The sequence below is a fragment of the Sphaerochaeta pleomorpha str. Grapes genome (assembly GCF_000236685.1).
Classification (GTDB): Bacteria; Spirochaetota; Spirochaetia; order Sphaerochaetales; family Sphaerochaetaceae; genus Sphaerochaeta; species Sphaerochaeta pleomorpha.
This window is the reverse complement of record NC_016633.1, coordinates 2,532,217-2,555,345: the sequence shown is the minus strand read 5'-3', so window position 1 is coordinate 2,555,345 and position 23,129 is coordinate 2,532,217. Positions and strand designations below refer to the sequence as shown.

Sequence of the window (23,129 nt, the reverse complement as noted above, 5' to 3'; positions counted from 1 at the left end):
CAATGAATTCTACAGTGAACACATTCCTTGATTTGGTAGCTATCAATTCTGTCTCGAGAAACGAGAAAACAATCGGAGAAGACCTCGCAAGGCGTCTGCAGAGGCTTGGCATCGAAACGGAAAAGGACGAGGCAGGAAACCTGTTTGCCTTTGTAAAAGGCCAGAAAGAGACAATCCTGTTCAATGCCCACATGGATACAGTCCCCCCGGCCGAGAATGCAAAGGTTGTAATCGAAAACGGAATAATCAAAACTGACCACACAACAGCTTTGGGAGCAGACGATAAAGCTGCCCTTGCCGCCATTCTTTCTGTCCTGGAGAGATTGATTACCCAAAAGGTCGAACACCACAGCCTCATGATTCTCTTCACTACCAGTGAAGAAATCGGGCTTCAGGGAGCTTCTCTGGTTGCTAGGGAAAAACTGGCTTCCGTTTCCTATGGCTACACCTTTGATGCTTCCGGCCCCGTAGGAACCTGCATCACCGCAGCTCCAGGCTACGACCGAATCGAGGCAACTTTTCACGGCAGAGCCTCCCATGCTGGTTTTTCCCCCGAGACGGGCATCAGTGCAATCCAAATGGGATCTGAGGCAATCGCTTCCATGCAACTGCTTAAAATCGACGAGGAAACGACGGCCAACGTAGGCTCGTTTCTGGCCCCCGGGAACAACAATATAGTCAACCCCAAAGCTATTCTGACTTTTGAATCACGAAGTTTAGACAAGCAAAAGCTTGAAAAGCAGACAGGTCATATGGTTTCCTGCCTACAAGAAGCAGCCAGAAAACGGGGAGGTACAGTAGAAATCACCGTTGACCACATGTACGGCAGCTATACACTCGATACCGCATGTCCGGCTTTCCGCTATTTGAGGGAAACCTGCGAAGCACTGGCTCTACCCTACCATGAACAGCCAACTCTCGGTGGCAGCGATGCCAATGTCTTCAACACGAAGGGACTGACCACCGTTGTCTGTTGTTGTGGCTATGAGCACGCCCATACGGTACATGAGGAAATTTCCATTGAACAGATAGACAGGCTTGAAAAGCTTGTCTTTGCATTAGCAACAAGGTGAGGACATGAAAACAGTAACACTTATCGGAACGGGAGCGGTTGGAGCTTTATACGGATGGCGTCTTGCCCAGGGCTTGGGAATGGATCAGATACAAGTCCTTGCAGAGGGTGAACGGAAAAAGCGCTATGAGCAAGAAGGATTCTTTCTCAACGGGGAGCAGGTTTTCTTCCCGATAGTAACCCCTGGCCAAGCAAAGCCGACCGACCTTGTCATTATCGCTACCAAGAACCACCAATTGAAAGAGGCCATCAAGGCTATTGAAAACGCAGTCGGAAAAGACACAGCTATCATGAGTCTTTTGAATGGTACCGAAAGCGAAACCTTGCTCGAACATGCTTATGGGCCAAAACCTGTTCTCTATGCCTTTGCCGTAGGTCTCAGTTCAAGGCACGAGAGGAACCACATAGACTTTACCGAGGAAGGCAAGATTGTCTTTGGAGAAAAAGATAACAGCAAAAGCGAACGTATCCGATCGATTGTCAATCTGTTTGAACAATCACATATCAAGTATCTGGTACCTGAGGATATACGTCTTGAACTCTGGAAAAAATTCATGCTCAACACTGCTTTCAATACGCTTTCCTCAATCTGTTTGGCCACCTATGGCGATTTCAAGGCAGAAAGCCTGAGAACCTTGGCCTGGAAAGCCAGCAAGGAAGTACAAGCGGTAGCAAAGGCCGAGGGAATCATCCTTACCGATGCAATGATCGAGGCTAACTACAAGACGATCACTTCCCTTGGAACAGAAGGAAAAACCTCGATGTTCCAGGATATGGAAGCCGGGAGAAAAACAGAAAACCAATGGTTCTGCGGTACGGTAGTAGACCTAGGGCAGAGACACAACATCCCTACCCCTGTCTGTGAAACCCTCTCCCTATTGGTAGAAGGCTGCGAACAAGCCCGGTTCAGGCACCTTTGATCTCTGCAAGGGCCGCAGATTTCCCCACAAGAAGCAATTCGACCAATTCCTGTTCACAGTGCATACCGCACCGATAACAAAAAGAGTGAAAGGAATTGGCGTCGGCAGGTAGGTTCTTGGCCATATCTACCAGGACATGTTTATCGAGGATTCTTACTGCAGGGACATTATATTTTTTCGCCAACGTATCTCGGGCAATGAAGAAATGCTTGAGATAAGCTTTCTCTTCCCGGTTGAGAAATTTCCAACAGGCAAATTTGGTCCACCCCGGTTTGTCCGGGCCTTTCGGCTTGGCAATATTCAGCATGGTTGCATTGACCTGGGCAGAAAGACCTTTCTCGGCAATTTTCGCCTGGAGAATATCCTTGAGGGAAAACAAATGGGCTACATCCGATAAAGCATATTGGACCTGATCATTCTTCAGAGGCCTTGCCAACCAGTTTGTCATCTGGTTTTTCTTTTTGCTCCCGTTTGTCTTTTCTTCTTGTTCTCCAAGGTAGAGGCTCACCAACCCTGAAAGATTTCCCGTATAGCCCAAGGCAAGGGCAGGAACCCTGATATCGTAGATGTTTTGCATAAGGATCCCGAATTCCTTACGGACTAGGGCAGAGTCACTGGCACAGTCAAACATAATTTTCTCTATCTCTGCATCTTGTAGAAACGCCTTCAGAGAAGAGGGCTGAACTTTAAATGGGTCAATGAGGTAAAATGAAGTACCGTCATACAGTTGGATAAGGCAAAGATGTTCCCCATATATATGAAGGTTGAATTCTCCTTCAAAGTCCATGGCAAGGACGTTGGTCCCCTGTGCCTTCCATTGCGCAACCATTTCATCAAGTTGCAAATCCGATTCAATTACCAAATAGGTGTACATGTTGTCATCGTAGCAGAATTCACTCTGTTTGCAAACAGAAGGCCCGTGTAGTAAATGAGCCATTCCATGGATCTGCGGGGGATGTATTCTGCAATAAGCGCTCCAGCCTGATAAAGGGAATAACCCCTCAGTCCTGGCTGATTACAATTGAAACAATTCCCCAGAGGGATTTTTGCTGTGAAAGTATGCTACATCCTGCTATTTTGAGCAGGGGAAGCACACCGCCAAGGTGTTGATACTCCATAAATCCGGCGTAATGGTCGCCACCTGCCAGTTTTTCAATGAACCAGGCTCCTTTTCCCGCAAAAGAATGCGGGAGAGGAGAAGCATAGTCAATAACAATGAGCTTTTTGGACACCCTCTGCAACTCTTTGAGAACCATCAGGCGCATGTCTGCCTGCATTTCGTGCAAGGCAAGGGTGCAAGTACCTACATCAAATTCCTTATCCTTGAGAAAAGGTAAAGAGCTCCCATCGACTACCTTGAATTCGCATTGCTCGAACCCTTTTTCCTTACATCTTGCCTGGGCGCATGCAACAGATCCAGGATTCAAATCTATGCCCAGATATCTGCTGCACCGGTCAGCCAAGGCACAAGCTTGTGCACCAGTACCTGACCCCAGTTCAATAACAGTGCAGTTTTCACTCAGAAGAGCGGCTACTTCTTTTCGCAGGGATTTGAGGATAGGGTCGATAGTAAGCCGGTATAGACTGCAAGAAATTGACATCCATCACATCCTTATCAATTGCTAATTCCCAGATTGTTGGAGGAGTTACCATGTAGTATCTATAGCTTTGCACAGCGCTGTTTCAACCCCGGACAATCGAAGGGCATATAAAATATACCATAGAAACCAAAAAGGCAGTAATTCTTTCATCAGATTGGTGATTTTAGGATATACAGGTAGGTGAATGGTTCCAAACCCGTAAAATGGATTGAATTTCTCTAGTCAGACAAGCTAAAGGCCCCTAAAAAGGGGCCTTTAGTTGCTATTTTTAAGCTTACCAGTAAGAAATCAGAACGTTTGCTAGTTTGTTGCTTCTTCGACAGGAAGAACCAGATTGAGCAGAATACCTACCAGCGTTGCAAGGGCAACACCACCAAGGGAGAACTGCATGCTATCACCCATTGCAAAGGTAATGACCCCACCACCGATACCGATGACAAGGATAACACTACTTATGGTAAGGTTTCTCTTGTCCTCGTAGTCAACGCCACTATCTACAAGGGTACGAAGACCGCTCGAGGCAATAGTCCCGAACAGCAACATGGAAATGCCTCCAAGGACAGGTCCTGGAATGGTCTGGATCAAAGCACCGAATTTGGGGAAGAAAGAAAGGAAAACGGCGAACACGGCAGCTCCACCGGTGACCCAGACACTATAGACCCGGGTAAGGGCCAATACACCAATGTTTTCACCATAGGTGGTATTGGGTGGGCCACCCCAGAATGAAGCCCAAAGGGTTGCGATACCGTCACCGGCAAGCGTCCTGTGCAAGCCTGGTTCCTCATAGAAATTCTTTCCGACGACTTTTGAAATTGTCAAAGTATCTCCAAGGTGCTCGCAGATAGTCGCCAGGGAAACAATGATAAAGGTCAGCATTGGTACAATATTGAATTTCGGGAAGGCAAAGGTGGGGAGTCCGAACCAGAGTGCCTCTTTGACCCCTTGGAAATCAATGAGTGCATAGGCAGGGAATGCCATACCCATCACCAAAGCAAAGAGATAACCGGAGAACAATCCGATAAGCAGCGGGATAATACTGAAAAATCCTTTCGAGAAGATATTGGCTATTATGGTGACAGCCAAGGTGACAACCGCAATCATCAGGCAGAACAGGCTGTAATTACCATTGGAATCATTCATTGCCATACCCATCGCAGTGGGAGCCAGATTCAACCCGATTACCACAATGACTGAGCCGATGACCACAGGGGGAAGTACTTTTCCCAACCAGTTGTAACCGGATTTTTTGATAATCCAAGCTACGATGCAGTAGAAAACACCACTGGCAAAAGCACCGCCCATTGCATAGGGAAGGCCATACACGCTGGAAACGCCTATCAAGGCCGGGATAAAGGCAAAGGAAGATCCCAGGAACGCCGGGACTTTTGCCTGGGTAATAAGGATATACAGTAAAGTACCTGTTCCTGCGGTAAAGAGGGCCGTACTAGGGCTAAGGCCGGTAAGAATCGGAACCAGAATCGTTGCACCGAACATTGCAAACACATGCTGGATACTCAAAGGTATCCACTGACCAAGTGGCGGTTTATCCGCTGGTCCATACAACTTTTTGGATGATGGCTTATTGCCCATAGAATAGCTCCTTCGGCCTGCACAAAAAAAGAACCGCACAAAAAAATTACGTGCAGACTGGGGGTAAGATGTAGACTTTCTAGGAAGTCTCTCCATCCTACCCAGAAACCTTACAGGAGGGGAAGAGTGTCATTGCATAAATATTCAATAATTTTGCTAAACATCAATTTTATCCCCTCTGAATTAGGCTAAGAGCAGTGAATTCTGTTTTTCACGATTGGGCCTTGCTGGATTTTCCCAGCAATTGACTTCTGCATGCAATAGTGTTGTGTGGCTTTCTTTGACCGGGCAAAGTTCCAGGATAGCAAGTCGATATTTCTGCGGTATCTGCAAAAACGATTCTGTTTCATAGAACTCACGAAGATAGGTCCGTGCCAAACGACGTTTCTCTGCTCCCAGTTTTCTTCCGGGACGCGTTTTTTCCAATTCCTTTTTTCCCATCGTGCTACCTCCGAAAAATAGGAGAAAAAGCTCCGAACACAACAAGAACCGGTGAAAAAACCGTAGCAAGGATTACCAAGGCAACCAGATCTAATCCCGAATTGGTCAGAGTATCAAGCCAGTGGGGATACTGTTCCTGCTCCTTGGTAGAAAAACCGGTAGAATTGTTTGATTGTAGGCTCATAGATTCTCCTTTGCTGTATGGTCAAAGGATAATCCTTTAGGTATGACATAGAATGTCATAGACAATAAAAAAATGCTATTTTCCCAATTTTTACAGTTCTTCTGCCAGACTCTGCATCTTGAGCACTGTCGCTTTCCATGCATCAACAAAGGAGGGAGGCGATACAGGCCTTGCAGCAGAACCAAAGGAAAGCACTTTCGACAAGATTTCCTGCATATTCGCAACAGGGAGGGTTACTTCCAGAACTTCTTTCCCCTCTACCTGCAGGTGTTTGACTTTCTGCTCTTTATGCCAGGTCTGGGTAGCGACAGTATGTACGGCACTCCCGAAGATCCGGAAGGTAACGTTGATACTCTCACTCCCCATAAAAATTCCGTATCCACCATGAATAAAGGTATTGAGCTGATCCTCGGTGAAGGAGGAATGAAAAAAATCCCCGACGATGGCATTGATATCCTCAATCCTCGAAAGGTGGAAAATTCTCAACTCGCGGTGCTTCAAATCAAAGGCAAGCAAATACCATCGACCACTATAGTTGACCAACCGCAAGGGTTCGATATGCCGTACGGTAGCTTCTCCCTGTCCATTGTGGTAATGCATGGTCATGCGTTCGCTGCTTTTCATTGCGGAACATACTTTGTTGAAAATCGAATAGTCAGGCCAATCCTGGATGGGGGTAATGAAAACAATTTTATCGGTAAGGGCCTTGTAATCCTGGTCTACCCCACTATCAATGCCCTGGGTTATCATCTCGGTAACGACTGACATGACCCCTTGGGACTCTGCCAGACTCCTAAATATTGCATTGAGCACCAGCATACGTTCGTTTGTGTTGGAAAGCAGGGAAAAATGCTCGGTATAGATATACCCTTTCTGATTATGGTCATAGGCGATGGGTGCTTTCAAATTATCACGCAGGTAATCGAAATCCCTCATTACCTGCCGGGTGGAAATCTCATATTTTTCTGCTACCTGCTGGGTCGTTACTTTTCCTTCTTCAAGGATTTTTTTGTTGATGTAAAAGACTCGTTCGATTTTGCTCATAGCAAGAGTATAAAACGCATTATAGCTGAGAACATCAAAAAAAAAAATATTGAAAGGGTGAATTTCTGAAAACAATCCAGAGAAAACCAACAGAAGGAGATGGCCCTCATGTAAAAGACGGCCTCTCCCTCAGGAAAGACCGTCTTGATTAGCTAAATCAAAGGAAAGCGAAACAGTTACTTGGCAGCTTTGAGGTTTGACTCAAGGGTGTCAAGGAAGGTTGCAAGCTCGCCGGGGAGGTGCTTGCCAAACTTCGGGTAGTGGTTCGCACGGATATCTGCGACTTCATTGAGCCAACCGTCGATATCAACAGCCAAAAGCTCTTTCATATCTTCTTCGGTTACCCCTTCAGGGCGATCAATGGCATCGATGGTCGGCATGATACCAATGGGGGTATCAACAGACTTTGCAGTGCCTTCGCAGCTCTCGAATACCCACTTGAGGACACGGCTGTTCTCGCCGTAACCAGGCCACAACCACTTGCCTTCGGCAGTTTTGCGGAACCAGTTGACGTAGAAAATCTTGGGAAGCTTGTCCTGGTCAGGGGCAGCATGGCCTACATCCAACCAATGCTGGAAGTAATCGCCCATGTTGTATCCGCAGAACGGCAGCATGGCAAACGGGTCGCGGCGGATGGTTCCGGCCTTGACGTCGAGGGCAGCTGCGGTAACTTCGGAACCGACGATTGAACCAAGGAAGACACCGTGGTTCCAGTCATGGCTTCTGTGTACCAAAGGAATGGTCTTCGGGCGGCGTCCGCCAAAGAGGATTGCACTGATAGGAACACCCCTTGGGTCTTCCCATTCGGAGGCAATGCTCGGGCATTGTTTTGCAGGTGCTGTAAAACGGGCATTCGGGTGGGCAGCAGGTTTCTGGCTCTTGTCAGCCTTGTTCTGTATCCATTCGTTACCGTTCCAGTCGATCAACTTGCCAGGAGCATCGTAGCCGATCCCTTCCCACCATACATCATTGTCCTCGGTCAAGGCGACGTTGGTGAAGATGGTATTGGAAGAAGCTGCAACGAGTGCATTGTGGTTGGATTCGTCAGAGGTACCAGGGGCTACACCGAAGAAACCGGCTTCTGGGTTGATAGCATAGAGCTGTCCGTCAGAACCGTATTTCATCCAGGCAATGTCGTCACCGACAGTCTCGACTTTCCAGCCGGGAATGGTCGGAACCAACATAGCGAGGTTGGTCTTTCCGCAGGCTGAGGGGAATGCACCGGTTACAAAACGGCTCTTTCCTTCAGGGCTGGTAATCTTGAGGATCAACATGTGCTCTGCGAGCCAGCCTTCATCACGGGCGAGGACAGAAGCGATGCGAAGGGCAAGACACTTCTTGCCAAGCAAAGCGTTCCCGCCGTAGCCTGAACCATAGGACCAGATCTCACGGGTCTCAGGGAAGTGTGAGATATACTTCTTGTCCATCGGGGCACAAGGCCAGATGCCATTGTCAGACTCACCTTCAGCGAGGGGTTTGCCGACAGAGTGGTAACAAGGAACAAAATATCCGTCGGTACCAAGCTGCTCGAGAACTTTTTCACCTACACGGGTCATGATCATCATATTGCAGACAACATAGGCACTGTCAGTGAGTTCAACGCCGATTTTGGAAATAGGAGAGCCAATGGGACCCATGGAGAAAGGAATCACGTACATCGTGCGGCCTTTCATGCATCCACGATACAGTTCAGTCATTTCCTTCTTCAAAACAGCGGGATCCATCCAGTTGTTGGTAGGGCCTGCTGCCTCTTCGGTGATAGAAGAGATGTAGGTACGTTTTTCAACACGGGCTACGTCGGAAGGATCTGAGAGATACAGAACACTACCTGGTTTTTTTTCGGGGTTAAGTCTTGTAGCAAGACCGCTTGCGACCTGAGCATCGATAAGTTCATCATATTGGGCTGAACTACCGTCTGCTACGATAACTGCATCGGGGGTGGTAAGGGATATAAAATCCGCAAGCCATTTTTTTAGCCCATCATGCTTGATTTCATTTACGTTCATGGACTACTCCTTCAATTAGTATTTCATTTTCTTAACGCAACTCTAAACAAAGTTTAGAATTGTTTACTGAATTTACAATTTTTTGAATTGTTTATCAATAGAAATTGTATACAGGGGGAAAAGAAACCTGAAATTAACTTCGTATAATAGAAACTCTATAACATGGAACCATGAAACCGGGAATTGAAACTCAGATACAAATCGGGAGGAACATCCTTGGGGATATCCAGAAGGAAATCAGAAATCCTTTTTATCCTCTCCTTTAAGGTGTCTTTCTTGGTAAGCTGGGCCTCTTTGAGTGCCTCGAAGCACTCCTGTATGATAAGCTGCTCATTCTTGACTTCCTCTACTGCCATTTTGAATCGTTGGCTCAAATCAAGGATAATCTGTTGGGTCTCTTGGGGATGGGCTTCAATAAAGGCCGGGAACTTTTCCTTGGAAATCTCTACCAACACACAATCGGTCATGGCAACCGCTGTTGCATTCCTGGGCTCTTTTGTAAACAATCCCATTTCTCCGAGGCTGGAACCGGAAAGGGAAATCTCTACCAGCTCAAATTGCTCGGGTGTCCTGTAGTTGAGAAACAACCCAACAGTACCGCTTCGAAGCAGGAACATAGTAGAACAGGGGGCACCCTGCTCGTAAATGACCGTATCCTTGACTACCTCGACTATCAAGTTTCCAGCATCTGTTTTTTTCTGCATAGGTAACCTCCTTATCCGTATTTGTACGTAATTATACTCCGCAGAAGTCATATAATTCAAGATACGGTTCTTTCATCTTGCAAGCCGGAGCCAATGTGATACACTTTTCCTTATATTATGAATAATACAAACCCTATCAAGACAACTGAGAAACTTGCCTATGGTTTTGGTTGTTTCGGCCAAAATATGATTTACAGCCTCATGGCAAACTTCTTGCTTTTTTTCTATACGGATATCTTTGGGATACTCCCCTCCGTTGCAGGAACAATCCTCCTATTGGCAAAGCTCTGGGATGCAATCAACGATCCGATGATGGGTATGTTTGCCGATAAAACACGCACCCGCTGGGGAAAATTCAGACCCTACCTTATCTTTACCCCGATTCTCTTTGTCCCCTTTGCTGTCGCCTCCTTCAGCACCCCCTCTTTGTCAATGACGGGGAAAATAGCCTGGGCTGCCGTTACCTATATTTGCTTTGGTATGATCTACACCGCAAGCGATGTTCCTTTCTGGGCCTTAAGCAGTGCCATCACCGAGGATACAAACGAGAGAAACAGCGTTGTAGTCTATCCACGTTTCATTGCGACAATTGCCATTGCCATTGCCACCTTGTGCACCCAGCCCCTTATCAAGCTCTTTTCTTCCCCAAAGAGCCCGGCAAGGGGTTATCAGTTGACTGCCCTCTGTTACAGCATCCTTACCGTTGCCTGCTTTGCCCTGACATTCTTCTTTGTGAGAGAACGGGTCCAGCCAAGCAACAAGGAAAAAGCGTCTTTCAAGGATATTATCAAAACATTCACCAGTAACAAGCCCCTGATGCTGGTAATTGTCAGCGGGTTTTTTACAGGCATAGGCCAGACAGCAAAACTCTCAATGCTTATCTACTATGCGAAATACAATCTGGGCAACGAAATGATGTTCACCCTTTTCGCAGGGGCAAACATTCCTTTCATTCTCATCGGTATCGCGACTGTTCCCTACTTTTGCAGGCGTTTTGGGAAAAAGGCTGCCTGCATAGGATACTATGCAATCTACGCCCTTGGCTCGTTGGGATTTTATTTTGTCGGATGGAACAACTTCGGCCTCTTGCTGGCATTCAACTGCATCAGCAGCCTTGGGATGGCAAGTCCGCAAGTCATCCAGACTGCCATGATTGCAGACACCATCGAGTATGGGGAATTACAAACCGGGAAAAGGACCGAGGGAACTATTTTTTCAAGCCAAACCTTCCTTGCAAAACTCACTGCAGCAGTTACCTCAGTTATGATAGCCGCCTCACTGTCCGCTTTAGGGTACATTCCCAATGCACCCCAATCCCAGCAGGTTCTGTCAGGCATACATTCCCTCACTGCTTTTATCCCATTTTTCTCAAGCATTCTGGGAATTATTCCCATAGCCTTTTACCCTCTCAATGAGAAACGGCACGCCCAGATTGTTGTGGAATTGCATAAACGGGGTGTAGTTGCCGTCCCGCTATCAGATTGACAGAAAAGAGGTGGGAGGCTATCGTCATGATGGACATTCCTACCGGAATGGGCCAAAGGATGTATCATGACTGAATTAGCACTGCCCGCAGGATCTCTCCAGGCAGCCCTGGTAGCCTTCAAAGAAGGTGCCGATGCCGTTTATCTTGGCATGCACAGGTTCTCTGCAAGAAAAGAAGCTACCAATTTCAACTTTGAAGACCTGGCAAAACTCAAGCAGGTAGCAAATGAGCAACAGAAAAAAATCTATGTAACGGTAAATACAATCATTACCGATGAACAACTTAGTGATGCGGTAAAACTTCTACGCCAGATTTCCTTCATCGGTTGCGATGGAGTCATTGTCCAGGACCTGGGTATCGCCCACCTCATCAAAACCCAGTTCCCCTCGCTGAGCCTGCATGGAAGCACACAGCTTGCTGTCCATACTATTGAAGGCGTGAGACAAATGCAGGATATGGGATTCGAACGTGTCGTCCTTTCTAGGGAATTGACACTTGAAGAAATCCAGGTAATACGGGAAGCCTGTCCCGATATCGAGTTGAAAGTATTTATCCATGGGGCCCTTTGCTATGGATTTTCCGGTCTCTGTACGGCAAGCCAGCAACTTTGCGGCCGCAGCGCCAACTGCGGGGCCTGTGCACAGATCTGCCGTTCCTGGTTCTCCCTCGAAGGGGACAAGGAAGTTTCTGAAGCTCTCTCCCCTGTACCCGAAGGAAAAACAACCGGATGGTATTTTTCCATGAGTGACCTCAAGGGAGGCGAGGCAGCAAAGGCCCTTGATGAGATGGGTATCGAAAGCCTGAAGGTTGAAGGCCGCATGAAGGGACCCGCCTACAGCGAGGCTGCCAGCAAATATTATCGTTCTGTCCTCGACGGAACAGCAACGGAAGAAGAAAAACAAGCGCTCGAAGAGAGCCTTTCAGTCGTATTTGCCCGAAGACAGACCGGAGGCTGGCTCACTGGCTACGGAAGGACCAGCCAATCGTTCGTACCAAGAAAGAAACCTACCTTGGGCAGCACGAGCTATCCTGGGCACAGGGGTATCCCGGCTGCACAGGTTCTCGTTGTCAAAGGCGACTATGCAGTGGTGACAACCAAATGCAACCTTGCTATCCGCGATGGCATCATGTTTTTTACAAAAGGCATCAACCAGCCAATCGATACGGTCAAATTCAGCCTCAGTGGAATCTATGACAACAAGGGAAATAGTATCACCTATGCATACAAAGGCGAAACAGTAGAGATCGAAATACCCCGTTCCGGTCCGATCCCCCATGCAGGGGAAACCCTGTATCTGATCAGTGCCCACGACCAGAACCCTGCCTTGCTCAATGAGAGTGTGCAGACGGTGAAATATCCCTTGGACCTGGAAGTAAGAATAGGAAAAGAAGGGATCTCCCTCCAAACCAGTTTCATGGGCGAAAAGATTAATCAGAACTACCCGGCCGATATTTCGGTGGCCAAAAAAAGCCAGGACTTGACCCATCACCTTGAGACTATTTTTTCCCAGAGTGATACGTCCTACTGTACCTTGGGTTCACTATCCTATACGAATGAGACCGGATTGAAGGACGAAGAGGTATTTCTGCCCCTTTCCGTTCTGAAATCGATCAGACGTGACTGGTACGGAATCCTTGACAAGAAACTTGCCAATTGGTTGGAAAGTGAAGTTGTTTTCCCTGCATCTGAAAGAAAAGCCGATATGGTAACCCTACCAAGCAGGGAAAAGCTCTGTACAAAGGAAGGGTTGCCGTACCTCGACATCTATCAGGTTGCATCAATGCTGGAAAGCGGGAAAAAGATAGAAGGATTGCTGTTTTTCGAAAATGATCTTTTCTACCTGCCCCTCTCTCCTGTGATGTTCGAAGAAGAACGGTATTACAAAAGCCTCGATACAATCGTACGTATGCTCAAAGAAGGAAACTATCTGGAAAGAACGCTTATCGGGTTGAATAATATCGCCCAGATTCGCTGGGCAAAGAGAAACCCGGACGTACACTGCTTTTTCGACACCTACCTCTATCTTGCAAACAGCGAGGCTGCCAAGATGGCTTTACAGATTTATCCAAGTCTGGCAGGAGGATATCTCTGGATGGAAAATGATTCCTTTGCATCTGAGCGATGGCCGTTTGAGCCCTCCAGAGTAGGAACGTTGTATGCACCTCCCCTGTTTATAAGCAGGAGCTGTTTCCGCCATGATTCCTTGATGCTCAAATGCGACCAATGCCCACACAAGGGTTCCTGGTATGTAAAACAGCAGAACCACCGATATCATGTCATGGTAAATGATTGCATTACCACCGTGGTAAAAGCCTAGGAAAAGACAGCCACATTCGTTGCAAAAACAATCGGGTGTGGCTGTTTTTTTGTCTGTAGCCATAGCCCCTTACCTTCAATACGAATAAACAGACGTATAACATTGCCATCAAGCACAGTATTTATTACTATCAGATACGTAAGGAAATGAAACAATGACCTATATACACAGCCATAGAAACAAGATAGGTATTCTTTTAATTATAGGCTTATTGATAGCATTCAAAGCATTTGCAACCAATTCCACCTATGCAGAGGAAAAGCCTGCAGCGCTGAATCCTGTAACCATTTCCAGTATCCGATACTGGAAACCCACAACCAACTCCGAAATCTCGGTGCGTACGATAGACCCAAACCAGTTACAGACAACAGCTCCTGTCCGGGCAAATCCTAAACTGCTTGTCGTCATGTACCATAATATCGTGTATGGGCGAACAGGGAATATCTACAATAGGGACCTCTATAATTTCGAACATGACCTTATTGTCCTGAAGAGAAACTATTCGGTTACCGATTTTTCAGAATTGATCGACAATATGGGCAAAGGGACATTGAAGACCGACCAGGCTGTCATTACCTTCGATGACGGGGATCTTTCCATGTATGGCATCGTGTTCCCCCTGCTCAAGGAATACAAAACCAAGGCAACCTTTTTCCTCGTGCCCAACTTTATTGGGACGGTTGGCTATATGAGTTGGGAACAAATCCGCGAGATGGCCAATTACCGAGATGTGAACGGGAAACGCTTGTTTTTCTTCGGTTCCCATTCGCTTACCCACAGGCCTTTGGGCGACCTGACCTCCTCAGAGATCCAGAGGGAACTGTCCGAGTCAAAACGAATTATCGAACAGGAAACGGGGTATCCGACAGAGGCCCTGGCTTTGCCGTTCGGAAGCGGTGCGGGGGATAAGGAAATAATCGATATTGCAAAAAAAGTCGGTTTTACAGTAATCAGGACTTCCCGGCCTGTCGCAACCCTACTCAGTTCCCTGGACCTGATGCAAATCGGTGGTTTCAATGTTGAGAACTATAGTACCGATGTATTCACTCAGAATATGTTGAAACTTTCCGGACGTTGAATCCTACGAATTATGCTGAGACCTATTTTTCAGGAACGCTTCGAATTGGATCCTTACCTGTTCAAACCTTTGCGCAACGGGGAAGGCCAATTCCCCACGTTTGATTATTCTCTCCAATTCATGAACCGAGACCCATTTGGCATCAACGGTTTCACCTTCCTGCAATACAATATCAGTACATTTGATATCTTTCTGCGCTATGAACAAATCGACAAATGCATTTTTCTTTTCATTGGTTTCCAAAAAAACCAATTCGTCTTCGCTAACAACAATCCCCGTTTCCTCAAACAATTCCCTAGCAGCGCCCTGTTTGCTTGTTTCTCCGGCAAGGACTGCCCCTGCAGTAGTCTCCCAGTAATTGGGAAACAAATCCTTGGCAGGAGAACGGAGAGTCAGCAGGATTTCATTGTTTGCATTCACCGTCCAGATTGATACTACGAGGTGGTAGGTCCCTTGCGGAAGGGCAAATCCACGCTGATGCACGCGTCCAAGGCTCTTTCTGTCTGCATCATAAAGGTCCCAGTATTCCATCAGTTTCCACACCTTCACCTTTTTGGATATGCAGCTAGCATAGCATTGTATTCCCATTCCTAGAATACCTTTCCCGATAAAAATTTTGCCAAGACAATCATCTTTCCCTATTTTTTTTACAGGAATATGGACTTAGAATACAAGTTCAAAAGGAGTCAACTATGGAAGAGAATAGCAAGGTACTCATAGTTAACGGGAGCCCCAAGGGAGATTTGAGCCTTTCGCTCCAACATTCGTTATATATGCTTGGCCAGGAACCATCCATCGACTATCGAGTAGCCCAGGTGGGCGAAGTACTTTCCGATAGAGAATTCGATAAGGAATGGTTACAAAAGACCATGGCAGATATCCGTTGGTGTGATGCTATTGTTTTTACAACCCCTGTTTATACGATGCTCGTACCCTGGCAACTGATGCGCCTTTTCTCCCTTATCAATGCTATGGGGGAAGATAAAATCTTCAAGGACAAATGGGCAACGGGGATGCTCACCTGTTTCCATTATTACGATCACCTTGCAGAAGCTTGGATCAGGGCAACCTGCGAAGACCTTGGGATGCACTACATCGAAGGGAGGACTGCCGACAATGCAGATATGCTGAAATCGAGGGAAAGGAAGGACATGCGTTTCTTTATGCACAGTTTCCTTGACTCCTGTAGAAACAAAGCACCGGTAGAACGAAAATTCGCGCCCCTGCCTGACACACCAATCCCACGATTCTCCCCTTCTCCCAGACAAGGGAAAACAAAGAAAGACGATTCTTTCAAGACGGTCCTATTGACCGACGAATATCAGAAAAAGGGTAACCTCTCAGGGATGATCGAAGTCTTCCTGGAAGCATATCCCTATCAGGTACAGGTTATCGATATCAATGAGTTCCCCTTTGAATCAGGGTGTAAGGGATGTCTGCAATGCGAATTTGTAGGTGATTGTGCACGAAAGGACGGATTCCAGAGCTTCTATATCGATCTGGTCAACAGTTGCGATGCCATCGTGTATGCCATGAATCTTGAAAAAAGGTATCTCAAGCCAATATGGAAGCTTTTTCTGGATCGGACGTTCGCCAATGGACATAGGACAAGCATGATGGGCAAACATACCGGCTACTTGATTTCAGGTCAGCTGAGAAATCTTCCCAATGTGAGGGAATTCCTTGAGGGTAAAGACCAAGTGGGAAAGGAAAATTCAGTGGGGATTGTCAGTGATGAATATGAAGACTCAGCCTATCTGGAATCACTCATCACTGACTTGGCCAGACGACTCGACCTTTCAATCCTGGAAAATTACCAAAAAAGCAAAACCTTTCTCGGTCTTGGCGGGCAGAAAATCTTTCGTGACTTAATCTATGGGATGCGTGGATTTGCCAAAGATGACCATCGATTCTATAGGAAAAACAAGCTCTATGACTTTCCCCAGCGCAAGGTAGGAAACCAGATGTTCAATATCCTTATGGGAATTCCCTTCTCTTTCAAGTTCTTTCGGCGTGAAGCGCATAAGAAAATTCCCGAGATGTACATTCTCCAACACAAGCATATCGTGGAGAGCCATCGCCAATAAACGCAAAAATGGGCTCTTGCAAATACTATCTGCAAAAGCCCATCTGTAGCAAACTGCATAGAGAAGACAAGACTTACTTACGGAGGCCAAACCTTTCGACAAAGGCTTCTGCATTCTGGATTGAACCACCGGCAGCACCCTTGACGATATTGTTAACCAGCAACAGGAATCCAATCTTCCCGTTCTTCTTTTTCAGGCGCCCGGTATAGACGACCATGCCCTTCGGGTTTCCCCAGAAAGCATACTTTGGCTGGGGGAAGGTGTTGTCTGAACCGTATTCTACAGGCTGTTTAGGGGTAGAGGGAAGCTCTGCAACTTCCTTGAAGTCAGCCCAGGCCTTGATAACGTCCTCAATTTCCACGTCCTGCTCAAGGTCGAGCCATACTGACTCGAGGTGGCCGAACATGACGGGAACACGAACAGTATAGGCATAGACTTCAGGGGAAATGGAGAGAATCTTCTTTACTTCTTTTTCAATCTTCTCTTCTTCGCCCTTGATGAAAGGAATACAGTTGTCTGTAATATCGAAAGAAGAGAGTCCTGGGTAACCGGCACCGCTTACACTCTGATAACTGTTCATCATGATGGTCTTGATACCGAATTTACGAAGCGGGGCAAGTGCCATTGCAAGACCGGTCGTAACACAGTTTGCATTGGTAACGACAAACCCGCTTTCAGGATAACCTTGATCCTTGATCAAATCCAGTTTTTCAAGGTTTGTCTCTGGAATGAGGATTGGTACGTTACTGTCATAACGCATTGCTGCGGCATTGGAGAAAACATAGAATCCATTGGCTCTCAGCTGAGGCTCTGCCTCACGGGCAACTTCTGCAGGAAGGGCAGAGAATACAATCTGTACACCGGCTTCCTTCATTGCCTCAAAGTTGAATTCCTGTATTTCAATGGTTTTTATCTGTTCTGGCATTTCCATGGGGAGAACCCAGTGGACGGTCGATGCGTATTGAAGTCCAACACGGGAAGCTGAAGCTGTGGCATAACTGACCTCAAACCAAGGGTGATCGGCGAGCATCCACATAAATACCTGGCCAACAGCGCCAGTTGCGCCCATTACGGCAACTTTGAATTTCTTATCCATTTGAGTTTCTCCCGAACGGTTAGGTTACACCGTTCAAATACCTAAAGTGATAGTACGTTACCTTGTTTGGAAAACTTTTTCAAGGCACTTCTAACAAAATATGATTTATTTTAACAAATTGTTATTATATTAACACATAAATTCATCATAGTGAACGATTTTCTGTAGACTGGGTCAATTTGATACAAAGCATATCCTCTTTTTTGATAGTTGTATATCACTCTTGACTGTGCCCGAGGTTTGCAAATTTCTCCACTGGCAAGGAATAGGCAATACCACTTCCTGGTTGCTGCAAGCAGGGAAGACTGACTATGGCAGAAAATACATCCTCGGCCTTTTCTTGTTCGACCAAAATCATCAGCATCTCTTTTTCAGGTACCAGACTGGCTCCGAAAAAAGTCACATCGTCGGGTTTGCTCGTTCCTCGACCATCTACGATGGTACCTCCACCGGCACCGGCCTTGCGAGCCGTAGCCATTATATCGTCTGCATAGCCACTACTACAGATTACTTGAATCATTTCCCATTTATTCTGCATGTTTTTAGCTCCTTGTAAAGGATTGGTCGTTTGGTTTATATAGGCCCTAATACAGGGAAGGGAAAGACAGAGCCCCTTCTTTGTGTATCTGCCTTCCGTGAGGGCTTTGAAAACTGAGGAAAAATGCTGGTCATCCACTACAGTTATCAACATTTCCTTACGTGAGTCGCCAAGGCAGAGAAAAGAAAGGAAATTGCTACTGGCAGTTCCCCGGGCCGAAAAAATTGTTCCCCCGGTACTTCCTGCAGCTTTTGCAAGAGTCATCAGATTTTCTGCTTCATTTTTCTCTACAATGCATACCAGTCGGTGATATATCATGTTCTGATTTCTCCTTTGCTCTTCATTTTTGCTTGTTTTCGTTTATAGAGCAAGCCCAATAGCTGGATGGTCACTAGGGGAGTCATGGCAACGAAGGCTATCACCCCGAAGGCATCGGTAGCAGGATTGCCACCCAAACCCGTTGAGGCACCAATGGCAAAGGAAAGGATGAAGGTGGAGCTCAAAGGACCTGAGGCCACTCCTCCGCTATCAAAGGCCATTGCCGAGAACAAGGGGGGACACCAGGCCATCAAAAGCAGGGCAAGGCCATACCCGGGAAGCAAGAAATACCAGAGGGAAAGGCCTGTAACTATACGCAATAGGGATAGACCGATTGCCAGCGATACCCCTACTGCCATGGCAACGAGCATTACTTTCTTTCGTATATGTCCATTGCTAATGGTTTCTACCTGATCCACCAACACCCATACGGCAGGTTCGGCAATGACAGTTATTGCCCCCAGGATAAAACCCATACCTATAAGCAAGGAAGGCGATATTGCAGAAAGTGTACTGCCCATGGTATAGCCTACCGGCATGAACCCTCCCTGGGCACCGACAAAAAAGACAACCAAGCCAATATAGGAATACAGGATGCCCATGATCATCTTGAATACTTGCCTCACAGGCATCTTGATCAGGGTAATTTGAAAGAGTGCACAGATTGATACCAAGGGAGCCAGAGCCTTGGCAACGTCTCTGGCCATCTCGGGAAACAGGTGGAGAAAACCGTTGGTTTCATAAGCGGGCATGCTTTGTGATACCGAAACCATATCTGCATTGGTTTTCAAGAGTCCCAGCACCAAGACCCCAAGGATGGGGCCAATGGAAGCGAGGGCAATGAACCCAAAGGTGTCTGCTTCATTCTGGCGTTTCTGGATGCGGGCAATGCCCAATCCAAGCGCCATGATAAAGGGAACAGCCATGGGTCCGGTTGTCGCTCCCCCGCTGTCAAAGGCAACGGCGACCAGAGAAGGGTCGGAAAAAAAGGCAAGGATAAAGATAAGGACATAAAACAAGACCAAAAGTTTTTTGAGGGAAAGGGCAAAAAGAACCCGCAGCATACCCAATGTTACGAACAACCCTACCCCCAAGGCTATAAGTGTGATGAGCAATATGGGAGATAGGGATGGATTTACCTTCTGCACTTGGCTGGCAAGCACAGAAATATCCGGTTCTGCAAAGGTGATGACAAATCCAATAATGACGCCTACGAAGATCAGTAAGGGAAGGTTCCTTTTACCTGTCACCACGGAGCCTATCTTTTCTCCGATGGGAAGAAGCCCTATCTCAGTGCCTACCAAGAACAAGGCGAGCCCCACAATGACAAAAACAGATCCCAGATAAAAAGAAACAAGCTGGGACTCTACTAGAGGGGATATCGTAAAGTGTAAAAGAGTGACCAATATACATATGGGGATAATGGAAATGGAAACTTCCTTCAGCTTACGGAGCAGCTCCATGCATTCCCTCCTGATACCATTATTTTTCGGGAAAATAGTTGCGAGACCGTTAGTATATCAGACAAGAGATAAACGGACAATAAAACCGGGGTTTTCCACAAGAGGAATCATAAAGGATATTTACGGGACAAAGCCTTGAACCTACTTGACTTTAATTATTCCAATCTTTATTATTCACTCTGTTGTCGCTTCGGGGGTGTAGCTCAGTTGGCTAGAGCGTTTGAATGGCATTCAAAAGGTCAGGGGTTCGATTCCCCTTACCTCCACTTAGCAAGTCGCTGGTAATCAGCGGCTTTTTTTTTGCTCTTGGGAAAAGCATGGAAAGCCTCTGTTGGCACCGCCTCACCCATCAGAGGACTTTGATAGGCTATCATATACACTACAAAGAGATGCTAACGCAGACCGATAATTCCAACCGATGTCCGCTTTTGTGTGTTAAGCTTTCTTATATGAATAGCGATTACCGCCTCAAGATTCTCAATGACAAAGCACCCAATACCAACGGAGACTATGTAGTCTATTGGATGCAAGCCTCACAAAGAACCATCCAGAATGACGCGTTGTCGTATGCCATCCAAACGGCAAATGCTATGCATAAGCCGTTGCTTGTCTACTTTGGGATAACTGCGAATTTCCCACAAGCAAATAGACGCCATTACCGGTTTATGCTGGAAGGCATGGAAGAAACAGAAAAGGATTTGAAAGAGCTGGGCATTCCTTTGCTTGTCCATCCCTATGGCATCATCGAAGGGCTGAAACCGCTTTACAGTCATATGGCATATTTGGTGGTAGACCGTGGCTATACTCGCCATGAACGCGCCTGGCGTGCACAGGTTGCCCAAGAAACGCCCTGTGCAATGATAATGGTCGAATCAAACGTAATAGTTCCCGTCGAATGTGCTTCCACCAAGGAGGAATATTCAGCTGCAACCTTACGCCGCAAGATTACCCCAATGATTGGCGAATGCATCCAAGAGCTTCCTGTCCTTGCGCTTTCGGTTCCCTCCCTCAATCTAGATACCCCGTATGCCTCTGCCGACCTTTCCCAAATCCCAGCTTTGATGGAACACCTGGGTATTGCCGAGGAGGCAAGCCAGTGCCCTTGGATGCATGGAGGGCAAGCAAATGCCTCAGCAATCCTAAAGACCTTTATCCAGGAAAATCTAGAGGGTTATGGCAGTAAGAGTAATGACCCTGCAATTCCCCATGTATCCCATCTCAGCCCTTATTTGCATTTCGGCATGATCAGTCCCGTGACCATCTATCAAGAGGTAATGAAGACAGGTCTTCCTGACGTTGCACCATTCTTGGAAGAATTGGTAATCCGAAGGGAACTGGCAATGAATTTTGTCTATTACAACCCTCTCTATGATGCATATGAGGGTCTGCCTGCATGGGCCCGTGCCTCAATGCAAAAGCATCAGGCAGACAAACGAACTAGCATCTACACCAAAGAACAGCTCGAAAGGGCAGAGACCCATGATAGGTATTGGAATACCGCCCAAAGAGAACTTGTCGGGTTAGGGACCATGCATGGGTATATGCGCATGTATTGGGGGAAAAAAATCCTTGAATGGAGCGAAACGCCACAAGAAGCATTCGCTACCGCACTCTACCTGAACAACAAGTACCAAATGGATGGACGAGACCCCAATGGGTTTGCCGGGATCGCATGGTGTTTCGGCAAGCATGACCGTCCTTGGGCAGAACGTGCCATTTTCGGCAATGTACGCTATATGAATGACAAGGGACTGGAACGGAAGTTCACGATGCAGGATTACATTGAGCGAATAGAAAAGCAGCTGCAAACCCATGGCATCACAAACCCTACTGCTGAAAATACCTAGACAGCCAACGAAAGCAAAAAGACATCCACAAAGGCAATACCCTCCAACGATGTAACTATCATGGTACTTTATTGTTGTTTACATAGAAGCTTGTACGTTTGGTGTGTGGGAATTTCCATTCCAGCCAGAGGTTCATTCTTAGGGCAATCTGTTAGGAAGATGTGAGGGAAACACATGTTGCTACAGATTTCGAAGCTATACATGAGAGCATAATCTCACGGGAGGTCGTAAACGTATGCAAAAGAAATTGCATCGCTTTGTCAAAGTTTTTTTGGGAGCTTTTCTGGTCACCTTTTTGCTACTGGGCTGTTCATTTGCAGCAGATGGATCGGGGACAATCAAGTTAAGTCTTACCGATGCACCGATTGTCGATGCACAGAATGTCGAAGGGGTATTCATTACCATCCAATCAGTTGAATACAACTTGAATGGGGCATGGATTAAAGATCCTGATTTTATAGGTCCACAAGTATTCAACCTGCTGGAACTCACCGGGGGTACTGTAGCACCTCTGTCCAACACCGTCATACGTGCAGGAGAGGTTACCCAGATTCGATTCATGCTGGATGTGCAAGAAAAGGGAGCTGCACAAAAAGCAAATCCAAACAACTATATCTTGATTGACCCCAACAGCGAGGCTGACGGCAATTACGATGATGATGTAAAACACGAGCTTTTTGTACCAAGCGGGAGCCAAACAGGATACAAGGCAGTGGGTAATTTCACCATTCCAAGAAACGGAGAAGTTGAAATCACCGCAGACTTTGATGTACGGAAGTCAGTTGTAAAAAGAGGTGGACTTGACGAGTACATCCTCAAGCCTACCCTCCGTCTGGTTGTAAACCACCAAGCAGGAACTATAGCTGGCAATTTCACGACAAACCTGTCCACCTACAATGCATACACCATCTTTGCCTATGCCAACGGTAGCTATACAGACACTGAGGCCCCTTCAGGAACCGAAGACCCGGATGATACCTTCATACCCTTTGAAAATGCTATCAGCAGTGCTGTAGCTGACCCTATCTCAAACGGGTATGTACTTCCATTCCTATCAGCAGGCACCTATGATTTGATAATTGCCGGAGTTGCGGATGACGGTTCGTATACAGTAATAGATTCAACTACCTATCGCGATATAGTGGTGGAATCTGAATCAACCACCACCCAAGATGTGGCTGTAGGCGGCAGTCTTTAGGATTTTCATACAAGGACATACTGTTTTCAGGGAGAGAGGCTATAAAACCTCTCTCCTCTCTTTTTCTGAAGAACCGACCATTCCTTCTTAGTCAATAGAAAGGTTTTTATATTCCTGAAAGAGAAATAGCATCGAAGC

Annotated in this window: 20 protein-coding genes and 1 tRNA gene; 9 read left to right on the top strand and 12 right to left on the bottom strand. The window is 46.7% G+C overall.

The genetic code is table 11. From position 1 onward, the window contains the following. The first annotated feature begins 2 nt into the window (after positions 1 to 2). Positions 3 to 1,073, top strand: a complete 1,071-nt coding sequence (locus SPIGRAPES_RS11620) for a M20/M25/M40 family metallo-hydrolase (protein WP_014270946.1) — start codon at positions 3 to 5, stop codon at positions 1,071 to 1,073. 4 nt (positions 1,074 to 1,077) lie between these two features. After that, on the top strand, positions 1,078 to 1,992 hold the full coding sequence (locus tag SPIGRAPES_RS11615; protein WP_014270945.1) for a ketopantoate reductase family protein: 915 nt from the start codon (positions 1,078 to 1,080) through the stop codon (positions 1,990 to 1,992). Here SPIGRAPES_RS11615 and SPIGRAPES_RS11610 read toward each other — a convergent pair. From SPIGRAPES_RS11610 to SPIGRAPES_RS11575, 8 genes are all read right to left on the bottom strand, one after another. Continuing rightward, positions 1,979 to 2,866, bottom strand: a complete 888-nt coding sequence (locus SPIGRAPES_RS11610) for an HRDC domain-containing protein (RefSeq protein WP_014270944.1) — start codon at positions 2,864 to 2,866, stop codon at positions 1,979 to 1,981. The genes SPIGRAPES_RS11615 and SPIGRAPES_RS11610 overlap by 14 nt on opposite strands. A 127-nt stretch (positions 2,867 to 2,993) precedes the next feature. After that, positions 2,994 to 3,593 (bottom strand): class I SAM-dependent methyltransferase, encoded by a 600-nt coding sequence (locus SPIGRAPES_RS11605; protein WP_014270943.1) that lies wholly within the window; start codon positions 3,591 to 3,593, stop codon positions 2,994 to 2,996. Positions 3,594 to 3,893: 300 nt separating this feature from the next. Further along, a complete protein-coding gene (locus SPIGRAPES_RS11600) occupies positions 3,894 to 5,183 on the bottom strand; it encodes a uracil-xanthine permease family protein (protein WP_014270942.1) in 1,290 nt (429 codons plus the stop codon). Between the two features lie 183 nt (positions 5,184 to 5,366). Continuing rightward, entirely contained in the window at positions 5,367 to 5,624 is a 258-nt protein-coding gene (locus SPIGRAPES_RS11595) for a hypothetical protein (protein ID WP_014270941.1), read from the bottom strand. 4 nt (positions 5,625 to 5,628) lie between these two features. Continuing rightward, positions 5,629 to 5,808 (bottom strand): hypothetical protein, encoded by a 180-nt coding sequence (locus SPIGRAPES_RS11590; protein WP_014270940.1) that lies wholly within the window; start codon positions 5,806 to 5,808, stop codon positions 5,629 to 5,631. A gap of 90 nt (positions 5,809 to 5,898) precedes the next feature. Continuing rightward, entirely contained in the window at positions 5,899 to 6,852 is a 954-nt protein-coding gene (locus SPIGRAPES_RS11585) for a helix-turn-helix transcriptional regulator (RefSeq protein WP_014270939.1), read from the bottom strand. A 176-nt stretch (positions 6,853 to 7,028) separates the two neighbouring features. Beyond that, on the bottom strand, positions 7,029 to 8,858 hold the full coding sequence (locus SPIGRAPES_RS11580; protein ID WP_014270938.1) for a phosphoenolpyruvate carboxykinase (GTP): 1,830 nt from the start codon (positions 8,856 to 8,858) through the stop codon (positions 7,029 to 7,031). 155 nt (positions 8,859 to 9,013) lie between these two features. Further along, positions 9,014 to 9,562 (bottom strand): cyclic nucleotide-binding domain-containing protein, encoded by a 549-nt coding sequence (locus SPIGRAPES_RS11575; protein ID WP_014270937.1) that lies wholly within the window; start codon positions 9,560 to 9,562, stop codon positions 9,014 to 9,016. Positions 9,563 to 9,679: 117 nt separating this feature from the next. Here SPIGRAPES_RS11575 and SPIGRAPES_RS11570 point away from each other — a divergent pair, with 117 nt between their 5' ends. The 3 genes from SPIGRAPES_RS11570 to SPIGRAPES_RS11560 all read left to right on the top strand — a co-directional run bounded on the left by SPIGRAPES_RS11570 (position 9,680) and on the right by SPIGRAPES_RS11560 (position 14,444). Next, complete coding sequence (locus SPIGRAPES_RS11570; RefSeq protein ID WP_014270936.1) at positions 9,680 to 11,047, top strand: MFS transporter; 1,368 nt, start codon at positions 9,680 to 9,682, stop codon at positions 11,045 to 11,047. A 66-nt stretch (positions 11,048 to 11,113) separates the two neighbouring features. Next, on the top strand, positions 11,114 to 13,366 hold the full coding sequence (locus SPIGRAPES_RS11565) for a U32 family peptidase (protein ID WP_014270935.1): 2,253 nt from the start codon (positions 11,114 to 11,116) through the stop codon (positions 13,364 to 13,366). 154 nt (positions 13,367 to 13,520) lie between these two features. Continuing rightward, positions 13,521 to 14,444, top strand: coding sequence for a polysaccharide deacetylase family protein (locus SPIGRAPES_RS11560; protein ID WP_014270934.1), 924 nt, complete (start codon positions 13,521 to 13,523; stop codon positions 14,442 to 14,444). 3 nt (positions 14,445 to 14,447) lie between these two features. On the opposite strand, the gene SPIGRAPES_RS11555 is transcribed toward SPIGRAPES_RS11560, so the two are convergent. Further along, on the bottom strand, positions 14,448 to 15,032 hold the full coding sequence (locus SPIGRAPES_RS11555; RefSeq protein WP_014270933.1) for an NUDIX hydrolase: 585 nt from the start codon (positions 15,030 to 15,032) through the stop codon (positions 14,448 to 14,450). Positions 15,033 to 15,136: 104 nt separating this feature from the next. Here SPIGRAPES_RS11555 and SPIGRAPES_RS11550 point away from each other — a divergent pair, with 104 nt between their 5' ends. Further along, positions 15,137 to 16,531 carry an NAD(P)H-dependent oxidoreductase gene (locus SPIGRAPES_RS11550; protein WP_014270932.1) on the top strand — a complete coding sequence of 465 codons (1,395 nt, stop codon included), beginning with the start codon at positions 15,137 to 15,139 and terminating at the stop codon, positions 16,529 to 16,531. 73 nt (positions 16,532 to 16,604) lie between these two features. On the opposite strand, the gene asd is transcribed toward SPIGRAPES_RS11550, so the two are convergent. The 3 genes from asd to SPIGRAPES_RS11535 form a co-directional block, all read right to left on the bottom strand. Further along, positions 16,605 to 17,627, bottom strand: a complete 1,023-nt coding sequence (gene asd, locus SPIGRAPES_RS11545) for an aspartate-semialdehyde dehydrogenase (protein ID WP_014270931.1) — start codon at positions 17,625 to 17,627, stop codon at positions 16,605 to 16,607. Between the two features lie 217 nt (positions 17,628 to 17,844). Next, positions 17,845 to 18,483: a P-II family nitrogen regulator gene (locus SPIGRAPES_RS17360; protein ID WP_014270930.1), complete on the bottom strand. Its 639-nt coding sequence runs from the start codon at positions 18,481 to 18,483 to the stop codon at positions 17,845 to 17,847. Next, entirely contained in the window at positions 18,480 to 19,946 is a 1,467-nt protein-coding gene (locus SPIGRAPES_RS11535; protein WP_014270929.1) for a DUF1538 domain-containing protein, read from the bottom strand. Before SPIGRAPES_RS11535 ends, SPIGRAPES_RS17360 begins: the two co-directional genes overlap by 4 nt. Positions 19,947 to 20,138: 192 nt before the next feature. Between SPIGRAPES_RS11535 and SPIGRAPES_RS11530 the strand changes: the two genes are divergently transcribed. From SPIGRAPES_RS11530 to SPIGRAPES_RS11520, 3 genes are all read left to right on the top strand, one after another. Beyond that, positions 20,139 to 20,212 (top strand) — tRNA-Ala (locus SPIGRAPES_RS11530). A gap of 51 nt (positions 20,213 to 20,263) precedes the next feature. Continuing rightward, entirely contained in the window at positions 20,264 to 21,793 is a 1,530-nt protein-coding gene (locus SPIGRAPES_RS11525; protein WP_014270928.1) for a deoxyribodipyrimidine photo-lyase, read from the top strand. A 235-nt stretch (positions 21,794 to 22,028) separates the two neighbouring features. Next, complete coding sequence (locus SPIGRAPES_RS11520; RefSeq protein ID WP_014270927.1) at positions 22,029 to 22,991, top strand: DUF4382 domain-containing protein; 963 nt, start codon at positions 22,029 to 22,031, stop codon at positions 22,989 to 22,991. Positions 22,992 to 23,129 lie beyond the last annotated feature (138 nt).